7 protein-coding genes are annotated in these 12,414 nt (G+C 49.8%); all 7 read right to left on the reverse strand.

The window, feature by feature from the left end:
- Positions 1-27 precede the first annotated feature (27 nt).
- The gene (locus RW114_RS00300) at positions 28-1,284 is read right to left on the reverse strand and encodes a sialidase family protein (protein ID WP_340120717.1); all 1,257 of its coding nucleotides are present in this window, start codon (positions 1,282-1,284) and stop codon (positions 28-30) included.
- A gap of 133 nt (positions 1,285-1,417) precedes the next feature.
- Positions 1,418-2,005, reverse strand: coding sequence for a TonB-dependent receptor domain-containing protein (locus tag RW114_RS00305; RefSeq protein ID WP_340120826.1), 588 nt, complete (start codon positions 2,003-2,005; stop codon positions 1,418-1,420).
- Positions 1,957-3,837, reverse strand: a complete 1,881-nt coding sequence (locus RW114_RS00310) for a TonB-dependent receptor (protein ID WP_340120718.1) — start codon at positions 3,835-3,837, stop codon at positions 1,957-1,959. Before RW114_RS00310 ends, RW114_RS00305 begins: the two co-directional genes overlap by 49 nt.
- Before the next feature lie 93 nt (positions 3,838-3,930).
- Positions 3,931-6,258 (reverse strand): TonB-dependent receptor, encoded by a 2,328-nt coding sequence (locus RW114_RS00315; protein ID WP_340120719.1) that lies wholly within the window; start codon positions 6,256-6,258, stop codon positions 3,931-3,933.
- Positions 6,259-6,798: 540 nt separating this feature from the next.
- A complete protein-coding gene (locus RW114_RS00320) occupies positions 6,799-9,024 on the reverse strand; it encodes a TonB-dependent receptor plug domain-containing protein (RefSeq protein ID WP_340120720.1) in 2,226 nt (741 codons plus the stop codon).
- Between the two features lie 522 nt (positions 9,025-9,546).
- Positions 9,547-10,590 carry a TonB-dependent receptor gene (locus tag RW114_RS00325; protein WP_340120721.1) on the reverse strand — a complete coding sequence of 348 codons (1,044 nt, stop codon included), beginning with the start codon at positions 10,588-10,590 and terminating at the stop codon, positions 9,547-9,549.
- On the reverse strand, positions 10,535-11,905 hold the full coding sequence (locus RW114_RS00330; protein WP_340120722.1) for a TonB-dependent receptor plug domain-containing protein: 1,371 nt from the start codon (positions 11,903-11,905) through the stop codon (positions 10,535-10,537). The genes RW114_RS00325 and RW114_RS00330 overlap by 56 nt, the downstream gene beginning before the upstream one ends.
- Between the last annotated feature and the right edge of the window lie 509 nt (positions 11,906-12,414).

Raw genomic sequence — 12,414 nt, forward strand, 5'->3', positions numbered from 1 at the left:
GAGCGTTGTTTAGCCCATCTTACCGCCTTACTCACCAATAAGTTTCAATTGATAATTCTGCTGCTGCGTTTTCCAGGAAAGATACATCTTCTGCCCATCGCTGACCAAAAACGGCTGATCGCCGGATAGCGCGGTTTGAGCAATCACTTCAGGCTTCGACCAGCTTTTGCCGTCGTCGGCGGATTTGATCAGCTTGATAACATTGTGGGTACCGTCGAACTCCTGCCAAACCACATTGACCCGTGGACCTAACGCCAGCACATGCGGATGGCCTGAGCTTGCCTTGCCGAAGTTAAGCGGCGTGGAAAAATGCCGCCCTGAATCGGTCGAGTAGGCGTAAAACAGGCCCTGATTGGTAGGGGAATTGCTGAACCATACTGCATGATAAATGCCGGAATCGGCAATCGACAGACCGGGGCCGTGATGCGGACAGGCATCGATTTTCCAGTTATCCTGACCTAAACGGTGGGTATCGCCGGGGGTATTCCAATCGTTAAATTTAACCAGCGCGTGATCGCGTATGCCGCCTTCAAAAACATGCCTCCAGGTGACCACCGGCGTATTATCCGGCGCTATCGCGGTATCCAGCCGGCAGCACTGGCAGGTATGGGTGGCGATTCTTTTATTCGGATAAAAATGCTGTCCGCCGTCGTCAGACCAGCTGTAATACAGCGAAGAGCCCTCGAATTTTTGGCCGGCTTTTTTTGCTGTTTCAACGTCTCTGGCATCGAGCCAGGCAATAAATATTTCGCCGTTTTTGCCGACCGCCATACTGTCAAAGCGATGGCTGATGATATCCCGGTTATCGTTGACGGTAACCGGAGCGGAAAAATGCCGGCCGCCGTCAGTCGAGCGACTAAAGCGGATATGGCCGCTATGACGGCCTTCCAGTTTCAGCGTCCAGCTTAAATACATATTGCCCTTGGCATCCAGCTTTATTTTCGGGCGGTATTCGCCTTTGGCTTCTATTTTTTCGGCGACGGGATTGACCATCACCGGCGCGGAAAAGCTTAAGCCCTTATCTTCCGATGATTGCACATAAACATGATCATTGTTTACCCAGGCAATCCATAGCACACCCTTGCTGTCAAACGCGGCGCTTATCGTTTCAGCGCATTGGTTTGAAGGCAACGCTTTGACATCGGCGCAAGCGCCTTTTGCCTCTGCAGAATGAGGACCAGCATGCTGCTGCTTGTCAGCACCTGCCGATTTTATCGGCGCTTCATGTGCACAGCCGGAGACGGCCAGCGCTGCAAGCAATAAAACAGAGGTAAGAGATTTCATGGATTACACCGAATTAAAAAGTCGAACTGAATTATAAAGAGAAAAACAACAAATGCCATTCTACCCTCTATGCAGTAAAGCCTGGCTCTTAACAAGCCAGGCTTTTTTGTTTTCGCTTTATAAAATTAACGTATCAATAATTATACTTCAACTCAGCAAAGTAAGTGCGCGATGGGAAGGGATGAAATAACCAGACTTCCTGGTTGTTAACATTATCAATACCTGCCGAAGCGCTGACTTGCTTGGTAATTTGATATTTGGCGTGTAAATCGACAATGAAGTAAGCAGTACCGCCCGACGCATAAGTGCCTGGATTGGTATCGCTGTTGTTCAATTGGCTAAACTGCGGACTGCTGTAACGGCCGCTTACCGAGGTAGTCAACTTGTCGGTCGGACGATAGGCAACTGTCGCACTGGCGCGCCACTCGGGAACCCTGGGTTGGCGTTTACCGGTTGAAGGCTGGTCGGCGTTGGGGTTGGCGGCAGTAGGGCCTGCGGCTGCGGCGGCCACATCTGCAACCCCGTTCTCGGTGATTCTGGAGTCGGTCCAGGTGGCGTTGCCGGAAAGGTCAAGACCCTGTATGCCTACATCGCTGGCTTCGCCGGCAAATTCAATCCCGTAGGTTTGAATTTCGCCGACATTTTGAGGGGAGTTAACCGTGCTGCCATCGGCTAAAAAGCCTCGTTGCGAAAAATGGCATCCTTTACGCGTTCCTGAAATAAGCTAAGACGCAATTTGCCCTGATCCAGGAAATATTCGCCGGAAAGTTCGGAAGACAGTGCTTCTTCGGGCTTGAGATTGGGATTGCCATTGACAATATTATTTACCCCGCCCACATTAACCGTAGTCGTTTGAAACAGCTCGGTCACGGTTGCAAAACGATAGGCCTGGCCGATAGCTAAACCTGTTTGTACACGATCCATAGGCTTCCAGGTCAACTTGGCCTTGGGCGAAAATTCCAGCTCATTGCGCTCTGCCTGATTGATCGACTGGATTGCTCCGCCAACTGTTGCCGCATTATAGCCATCGTAAGCATGCCAGTTTTCCAGGCGTCCGCCCAAAGTCAAATTCCAGTCTTTAGTAAAATCCCAGGCATCCTGCAACCAATAGCCCTCGGTTTGGGTCTTGCCTTGCGAATCGGAAAAAATGCTGCCACCATCGCTGGATTTCCAGTTGGTCGCGTTATAAACCGTATTATCCAGATTGTATAAATCATGGTGAAAACCGAAGCTGACTTCATGCTTGCCCAGCAGGTCCGCGTCGGGACGCCAGATACCCTTCGCGTCGGCGGTATGCCAGCCGGTTCCGGTCAAGCTGGTGGTTCGGCCGGCGCCGTTATTAGCGGCTTGCGCCGGCGTTTGAGTCGATGTGCGACTCAGATCCGTGCCGTATTCGACCACGCTGCCTGCCAAATCCCAATCGAATAGCCCGCCGGTGTCGGATTTAAGATTCATGCCATGCGACCAGTGCAGTTGTTCGGCGCGGGTTTCTGCGAAATTAACAGCATAGCGCCTTCCGTCAATATTAACGTTGCCGCTGTCTACTATGGCCCCGGTATTGGCATTGCGCAGAAAGCTGTTAAAACCGGCGTTAGCATCATTTTGCCACAGTCCCAATGTATACGCCGCATGGATGGTCGGAGTAAGGTCATAGCCCAATTTCCATTTGAAGTTGTCCTGTACGGTATGATTGAGCGCAGACTCGCCCAACACCAGGGCATTAACACCGGCCCCATTCAAGTTGGCAATAGCGCCGGTTACCGGCGTGTCCACACCCCTTGCATTGGTCGTCGAAACAATCGGATTCACAAAGACGATAGGCTGGCTATGGCTGTCCAGGTGACTCACATCAAAACGAAATGACAGGTCTTTGTAGCGATCGCCGACATTGAAAGAATATTCCTGGCTGTCGAACGTCTTGTTCTTGCCGTAGAAACCATAATCCTGCCAAGTCGATTTTATATCGCCGCCCGCCTCGAATTTTTCCGGCATACGCGTGGTAATGTCGATCACGCCGCCAATGGAATTGCCTGAGTACGCCGCCGAAAACGGCCCATACATCACATCAACCCGTTCGATTTCCGAGGGCGATACCATGTTCCAGCGCGGTGAACCGGTGTTGCCGTTATTATTGCCAAGCAGGGAGGAGAGTATGATGCCATCGGCATAAATCAGGCCGCGGGCGCTCTGGCTGGTGCCGGAAGTACGCCAGCCCACCGGCGCATTGGTGTCGCCGATATAGCGTTTGCGCACTTGAATGCTGGGCAGGTATTTAATGACGTCCTCGGCAGTCATCGCATTGATGGTGTTGTCGATTTTTTCGCGGGTGACGCTTTCTGTGGTCGTCGGCAGCCGGTATCTTTCCTTGGCGGTCGGCTTTATTTTTTCGGTTACCGTCATATCGGTCATCACCGCCTTGGCGTTGTCGGCAGCGGCTGCTTTTCCGTCTACGGTTTGCTTGGTTTCAGCCATAGTATGCGGAGATGCCAGGATCAGCAGGCAGATCAAAGCGCGTCTGGAGTTGAGCGGATAAGGCGGTTTGGAAGGATTCATGTACTCGGACCTGTGGAGATTATTATTATGGGATTTAGCATTTAACGGCAGCACATCCTGGTGCTGCTCAATAAACTGTTTTTTACGCTTCGGTTAATATTTCAGCGAGGCTCGAACATAGTAGGTACGTTGCGGATACGGATGATTTTCAAAGGCATTGACATCAAACACGTTATCGATTCCCGCTGAGAGGGTGCTTTTCAGTTGTGTATTGATAGGCAACTTATACGAGGTTTTCAAATCGACAAAGGTGGATTCATCGGTGCCGCCCATCACATTGGCAGCGGTATCAGAGTTGTCTAATTGTTGAAAGGCGTCACTGCGATAACGAACGCCTACCGACGCATCCCATGGCTGGGTAATATGATACGTTGCCGAGCCGTTGATTTGCAGTTGGGGTAAGCGATCCCATTCGTTGCCGACCAATGAAGGATTGCGACTGTTTTTGGTGATTTGTTTGTTCATGATGGTGGTATTGACCATCAAATCGACCGGCAGGTCAAACACTTCGTTTTGTTGATAAGTCAGATCCACACCGATAGCCTCGGTTTGCTCAATGGGCAAAAAGGTGGTGATGTTTTGTCCGTTGATAGTCTGCAAGGTATTGGCAATTTCATTATTGATCTGATCAAAAAAGAAATTGGCGCGCAGATAACCTCGGGGAATATCGTATTGGGTCATGAAATTATGAAAATAACCATTCTCCGGGCCTAAATCGGGCGCTGAAATACTCAGGCTATTCAGCCTGGATACGCTGGCGAACATTTCTTCGGCAATCGGGAAGCGATACGCCTTGGAAAACGAGTAACGGAATGTCCAGGCATCCGGTGAATATTCCAGCGAGGCTTTCGGCGAAATGCGAGAGGCGTCGCGGTTGGCATAGTTTTGGATATTATTGGTCGCGCCAAAAGTATGCACATGGCCGTCAATCGCCTGCCAATGGTCAAATCGCCCTCCGGCCATCACGCTCCAGTCCGGCAAAAATCGCCATTCCAACTGCGAAAAAGCGCTGTTGGTTTGAGTCGCGCCACCGCTGTCGCCGGTTTTAACATCGGCAGTTCCAGCCGCATAGTTATTGCTGGAGTAAGTATCCAGATTCAGGCTGGCATGGTTAAACTGATAGCCGCCCATAAACGACAAATCATCCCGTCCCAGAAACTTGTCGGTCGCCAATTTCAGGTCGTAAGTGGCCCACCAGGGTTTTTCATCAGTAACCTGGCCTTTGTTTTGGTTTTGCGGATGGTCGGGATTGAGATTTGAACTGACCGTTCTGTCCTTGAACGCGTCGTAGTAACTGGCGGTGGTATCGATGCTCCAGTTATCCGAGATTTTTCCCTTTAACCCCAAGCCATAATTTAAAGTCTGGCGCTCCGAGTCGCTGACCGAAAAAACCGAGCCGGGAACGGTAAACCGTTGTCCGTCAACGGTTCTGTAGTTTTGGTTGGCTGACACTCCGGCTGCTGTGGCGCCGCCCCATGCCGTATTGCCCGCAGCATCTCTTAATAAACTGTTCGGGTCGTCAACTTTTCCTACGCGGTCTTCATAGGCAATAGTAAAGCGTCCTTGCAGTTCTTCGGTAAAGTCATAAGCGAATTTGGCCTTGAACAGATCCGTGGTTTGTTGGGCAACGCCGATATCACCGTAGGCAATCGCCGGATCGCCTTTAGGGGTTTGATAACCTTCTCCGCCGGTAACGGCAATTCCGCCTCTTGCCGAGCTTAATTGGGCGGCATTGATGGTCTGCGGTTGGCCTTCGTTTTCAAAGCGGTTATAAGAAGCCCAGACGCTGAACTTATCAAAACGGTCGCCTGCGGAAATAAAGGTTTTATAGCCCATTAAGGTTTCATTGCGCCCTGAGCGATGCACATTCTGAAAAATCCCCATGGCATCCATTTGGGCTTCAAACTTTTCCGGCATTTTAGTATTCAGATTAATCACACCGCCCATCGAGTTGCCGCTGTATTGCGATGAGAACGGGCCGTAAAGCACTTCCGCCGAATCCAGTTCATTAGGTGACACCATCGACCACCGGGGCGCTCCATTGAATGAAGTGCGCAGAGGGTTGTGCAGCGGCATGCCGTCCGCATAAACCATGGTATGTGCAGATTGAAAGGAATTTGAACTGCGTATGCCCAAGGTGCCGTTTGGATCGCCAATAAAGCGTTTGCGTATCAGTACGCCTGGCGCATACCGAATAGCATCTTCTACGGTCGTCGCATTAACCTTGGTCTCAACCTCTGCTGCGTCAATCGTATAGGTCGGGGTTGCCTTGGCAGTATCCGGAAACTGCCTATCGGTCACGGTCCCGTAGGTGACCATGTCCTCGCCCTGATATTTATCGGTTTTAGTCGCCTTCACCGGTTCGGCCGCAATCCCGCTGCCTAAATAACTCACTCCCAGTAATAGTAGGTACTTTTTCATTTTTTTAATTTTTATTGTTGTGAACGATCCAACAATAAAAGCACATTGCATGCCAAGCAATCAAGGCCGCCGCAGTATCGAATATCAGCGCTACTGAACTTGATTTTTTAATTTACCGCAATTCATTGCTTACACTTAAGCAATCAATCACTTATCTTTTAGCTGCGAATTGATTTTGCTTACTTGACAGCTTTTTTAAATTAATGCGCTTGTCCTATCCTGGCTTACAGGCGCTTATTGGCGGTGTGTTTTTTAATAAAAACACGGCATATGCCGTACTTTAGTATGTTAAATAACACAGTTTAATTAGATTTCTGTCCGACAGGCTAACTTACCTGGACGTCCCGCAGGACAACTTGCAAGACCATGAAAGTGCTGTGCAGGTTGTGGGTTCGTCTCTTTACCGGCGTCCCCACAAAGCACAAATGAACGGGGTGTAAATTCCGTTCAGTTAAGTAGACCGGATGAAGCACTGCTAAACCTGAAACAATTCCGGGGGCGAACTATTCAGGCTTAACGCGCTTCATCCGCTTATATTTGCTAGTAGTTTACCGTCATGCCGACATTGAATGAACGCCCCATGCCGGGTACCGCCGTTCCCGGAATGCTTCTTTCTCCTATATAAGTGCCGCCTAAAGGCAGGGCGTAATTCTTATCAAGAAGATTATCTATGCCGCCATCGATTCGCAAATGTTTCCAGGTATAACTGCTGCGCAGGTTGAGCAATGCGTAACCCGCGGCTTTAGGCTCCAAGCGGACGGCTTGCACGTCGGTTTTAGGCGCGACTATTTGCGTTTCGATCGTGTTGGACCAGCCGCCGCGTTGATGCTCGAGCGCTACCGTCGCATTGAACGGCATCTGTTGGTACAGGTTGCCGCCGGTGTCGTTGTTCTGTCCCCTGACATAATTTAAAACGGTTTTACCGGTCAGGTTGCCGTATTTACCGGTTTCCAATAACAGCTTGGATCCGGAAACATCGACACCGAACAGATGCGCATCGAAGTTGGCCAGTTGCAGCAGATTAAAGCTGCCAGGAGTGCTGACGCATGCCTTGCCATTGGCCAGCTGACAGAGTCTCGCATCAATATAGTTCTCGACATGGGTGTAAAAGGGCGTGATTTTAGTTTCCCAATCCTCCTGATTGGCGTCATGCCAATTGGCTGTCGCGCTGACGGTGTGGGCGACTTCCGGTTTAAGATTGATGTCGCCTACATAGCCGTTGCCATCACCCACCCAGTTATTCATATACATAGCCATTGATCCGCGAGACCAGGCAAAGCGTTCGTAAAGGTTGGGCGATCGGGTTTTTCTGGCAGCCCCCAGCTCATAAGTCTGCATGTCGTTGAAGGTGTAACGCGCCAATGCCGTCCAATCAATATTCACATCGGTTTGTTTTTTATTTTGGCTGTTAACCGTCCGTGCTTCTGGCGTGACTGCGCCATAATCCATCACATCACCCGCATTCATTTCCACGACACCGACACGGACGCCGAGTTGAGTCAGCCATTGCTGATTCCAGCGGCCTTCCCATTCGGTAAACAGGTCGATCCGATCTCGTTTTCCTTCGTTGATATTCCAGAATGGAGCGGGGCCGCGCATCATATTTTGCATCATCATTGCTGGCGGCGGCAGAGTCGGCCCAAGCGGATCCCACCAGTCGTCTAAACGATAACGCTGATACTCGCTGCCCACGGTCAGCAAATGCTTGTCGGTTATATCGATATTGGCTTTTACCGACAGGCCCTGGTTAACGCCATGGGTATCCATTGGCATACTGCGGGTTGGCGTAGTCATTTTGTCCTCGAGGAAGTTCATCTTGTGCTGAGCATCCTCGTGATAGGCGCGGGCTTCCAGATTACCCCACCGGAACTGGCTTTTGGTGAAGACATTGGCAAACCAGCTGTCATCTCCGGTCATGTCCATACGCACATTGGGAAAAGCTTGATAAGGAATGTTTTGCTGCCCTACCTTGATCACGGCAAGATGGTCGTCGTTGCGTAAGGCCAATGACAGCGATTGGTTCTCGGATTTATAAGACGAAGAACTGACAACATCATTGCCGTTTTTGGTATTTCGGGTGGTGAAATTTCCGCCCGCCTTGTAATTGCGCGACTCCACCGTTGAGCCGGTGTACTTGATCTCGGCATGTTCGTTGGCTATCGAGGCGGCAATATTGCCGCCTTGTGCATCGCCGTTGCTGCGATAAAAGACTGAACCCTGACCTTTAATCAATGGCGCTTCGCCATCTTCGGCAAATTCAGGATCGGCCGAATTAACACGAATAGTACCGCCGATACTGTCGCCGCCCATGCTGACCGGCGTGATTCCGGCAAGCACCTGGGCGCTCAACACGCTGGAAGGGGAAACATAAGAAAGCGCAGGGTTCATGTGATTGGCGCAAGCCGAAATCAAATTCATGCCATCGACTTGAACCCGTAAACGGTCGTCGGCCATGCCGTGGATAATGGGTCGGCTGGAAATACCGCCGCCGCCGGAGAAGCTTATTCCAGGTGTACCTTTAAACATTTGTGCGGTGTCGCTGGTAGCCGTTCTGGAAAGGGCTATTTTGGAATGATCGAGATAGCTGCCGAACGGCTGATCGATATTGGATGATTGGGCCTTGATGGTCAGCATGTCCAAAACCAGCGGTTCGCTGTCCTTTTTTATAGCCTGTTTTTTCTGGATCGATTTGTCGGTCGTTACCGGCTCGGCGGCAATTCCAGCACTTAAATAACTTACGCCCATTAATAATACGTATTTTTTCATTTTTTATTTTCTTATAGCGATGACAGATATAACAGCTTAAGCACATTACATGCCAAGTCACCAAATCCCCTGCCAGCACTGGCTATCGCTTATCCATTAAATGGATACCATAATAAAAATAGGTTATATGACGCACCTTAATGCTAAATAACATAGTTTAATAAAATTGCTGCTTCAGTCGGCCATAAGATAAGACTTTGAAGAATTAGCCGACAAGAACCGGTCGATTAGAAAAAGGCAAGCTAATTTACATAGAGTCGACCTGCATGGACACCTCGTAAAACAGAGGTTTGTGACCTTATTTTATGTAGGTTGTGGGTGCGCATTTATTCGCGCGATAGCTGTTAAAAAGCGCGCCTACACTATAACGCAAAACGTTTCGGAGGGGCAGCATGCCTCGTTCAGCTCGGGTACCCTGAGCTTTTAGAAGGATTTAATCAGCACCTTCCTGCACGACTGCTTAAGATGATTGCCGCGCCGGATAATCTCTGTTCCGGCGCGGCAAAAGCAGACCAAGGCCGATTAATATTTGACCGTCAGGCCAACGAAAGCCGAACGACCCATGCCGGCTACGTTTCTGCCCCAAGGCACGGTTACGCTTGCATCAGCCGTTGGATTCATGCCATAGCGATCACCCAGATAGGAGCCTGCCAATGGTTGGTAATACTGCTTATCCAGCACGTTGTCCAAACCGACATCCAAACGCAGCATCTTCCATTCGTAACCGGTACGGGCATTCAGCAAAATGTAGGACGGTATCGTGGTTTCATTTCTGATGCCTTGCACATCGTCCTTGCTGTCAACAAACTGCATTTCCACAGCGCTGTCCCAGCCATTCCGTTTGTGATCCAGACTCAGTTTCATATTGAACGGCATCATGTGATAGAGATTGCCGCCATCCATACGCTGTCCACGCACGTAACTCATGACGGTGTGGGTGGAGAAATCCCCATAGGTTTTATCGCTGAACAAATCCGCGCGGCCGGAAACATCCATCCCCCATAAACGCGCATCGTGGTTGGCATATTGAAGATAAACGAATCTTTCAGTTGCGGTCTGGTTACTGGCGTCACAGCCGCTAGCCCCATTGGTAGATCCAGAGCAACGATCCGCATCGATAAAATTATTCACATAAGTAAAGTACGGGGTCGCCTTGACTTCCCATAAGCTGTTTTTCGGCTCATGAAACGCAGCGGTAAAACTGACGGTATGCGCTGTTTCCTCAGTCAAATCCATGTTGCCGACATAGCCGTTACCGTCGCCAAACGCGCCGTTCATAGCCATATCCATTTTGCGTGCACCCCAGGTATAGCGCTCGTACAAGTTGGGCGCACGATTTTTACGGGCATATCCCAGTTCATAATCGCTGTTGTCGTTAGGCGTGTATTGAACCAAAGCGGTGACATCGAAAGTGTCGGTGTTGCGTTCGCGGTCTTTTGCATTGAAGGCATTGGCGGCACTCAGCGAGAACCCTGCACCCGCTGCCATGGCCCCACCCAGCAGCTTGGGATTATAAGGCTGCACAGCCCCGGTATCGGTGTTGGTATGGTCGTAACGCAGCCCCAATAAGGTATCCCTTAGGAGACCACCTAGCTTCCCATTCGCCAAAGAAGCCGACCCGGTCACGCTCGGCATTGTTGAGATTGACGAAATTTTCCGGCGCCATCATCCAGTAAGCCGCTCGCGCATTTGCCGGCTGGCTCGCAGGAATAGAGGTATTGTTATGGACCGCCGGCCAAAAATCATTGATCCGGTTGCTGTGAAACTCGTTACCGATTCTGAAAGTGTCGCGCTCGGTGACCGGTATTTCCGCCTGAATCTTATACCCTAAGTTCCTGCCGCGGCTTTCCATTGGCATGTAATCATTGGGCGGCGCAAAGCTCCCGCCGCCTGCCGCGTTAAGAAAACGATTATGCTTGTCTTCGCCGATATCCATGCTGTGTTTGGTGCTTTCAAAGTAAAAATTGCTGTCCAGCGAACCCCAGTCGAATTTTCCCTTGTGCGTGATATTGCCAAAAATGCTGTCATTATTGGTCAGGTCCATACGCGCATTAGGAAAGTTCTGATACGGAATATGCTGTTGCCCGCCTTTAATGACAACTAAATGGTTGTCGCTTTTGAATGACAAGGAAGCCGCGTGATTCTGGTTTCGATAGGAGCTGGACTGAACATTGTCGCCATTAGCATCGTTGTAGTTCATGCTTTCGGTATGCGAACCGGTATAGTCCAGGCGCACGTTTTGATTGGCAATGCCGGCGGCAATACTGCCCCCAAAGGCATCGCCGTTGCTGCGATAAAAACTCGAAGCGCTGCCGTCGAGCAGAATATCCTTGCCGGGTTCGGCAAAAACCGGATCAAGCGACTCAACGGAAATGGTGCCGCCGATGCTGTCGCCGCCCATACTGACCGGTGTCACCCCGGACATTATGGTGATTTTGCCAATGTTGCTGCGATCGATATAAGATAGCGGCGGATTCATGTGATTAGCGCATGCCGAAGTAATCGTCATGCCATTCACGTTAATCTTAACCCGATCATCACCTAAGCCATGAATAACTGGAAGACTCGACACCCCGCCAGATCCGTAGAGACTAACTCCAGGTGTATCTTCAAGCAGCTTTGCCGTGTCGCTGACGGCGGCCTGTTTGCTACGGACTTTTTTATCGTCTATCTCCGTTGTATTCAGAGTATTGACGATTGAACGTTTATGGGTAACGGTAATAGGCTCGAGTGTTATCGCCGAACCGGATGGATTGATATTGTTGTCTGCGGCCAATACAGCTGGCGCAAAGCATAGCGGTATCAGTGCAATCATTTTGCTGTTGCACAAATATCCGCTGATAGCGTTTGCGCCGTGCATTTTTTGAACAGATTTTTTCATTTTTACCTGAATTTTAAATTGAAAAATAATTTTGGAAAATTCTAACGTCTGAATAGATAAGGCAAAAAATAGGCCATAATTTAACTTATTAGTATATAAGGAAATTATAATTTACTTACTAAGACAGTTGCGTCATATGCCGCACTTTGTTTAATTAAACTGCGTCATATACCGCAGTTTTTTAATTTCTTATTTACGCCGCCTTCAAGCCTAACGGCCCAATTACCGGATTTATAAGCTTTCAACTGCTGGAGGGTGATGGGTACCTACCCCGCCCGGATTGTCAGGCTAAGCTATTTCGGAATACCAAGAACACTGTCCGAGAGGTTCGCCACAAACGGTAAGTCGCTGATTCCGTTCGTGGCGAGCTTGTCGAGCCATGAATGGAATCAACTTGCTCAGTGCTTCCCTAGCTCACCACATAGATATACCGGCATGTCCCTGGCAAGAACTCACAAAAGCAGTTTAAAATCGGTTAAAATGATAAATTCTGACAATAATCCTGTAAC

This window comes from Methylobacter svalbardensis (assembly GCF_037671525.1).
Lineage (GTDB): Bacteria > Pseudomonadota > Gammaproteobacteria > Methylococcales > Methylomonadaceae > Methylobacter_A > Methylobacter_A svalbardensis.

What these genes read in the sequence shown, in the direction of transcription:
- RW114_RS00300 (WP_340120717.1), bottom strand. Translation starts at nt 1,284, where the DNA reads ATGAAATCTCTTACCTCTGTTTTATTGCTTGCAGCGCTGGCCGTCTCC.
- RW114_RS00310 (WP_340120718.1), bottom strand. Translation starts at nt 3,837, where the DNA reads ATGAATCCTTCCAAACCGCCTTATCCGCTCAACTCCAGACGCGCTTTG.
- RW114_RS00315 (WP_340120719.1), bottom strand. Translation starts at nt 6,258, where the DNA reads ATGAAAAAGTACCTACTATTACTGGGAGTGAGTTATTTAGGCAGCGGG.
- RW114_RS00320 (WP_340120720.1), bottom strand. Translation starts at nt 9,024, where the DNA reads ATGAAAAAATACGTATTATTAATGGGCGTAAGTTATTTAAGTGCTGGA.
- RW114_RS00330 (WP_340120722.1), bottom strand. Translation starts at nt 11,905, where the DNA reads ATGAAAAAATCTGTTCAAAAAATGCACGGCGCAAACGCTATCAGCGGA.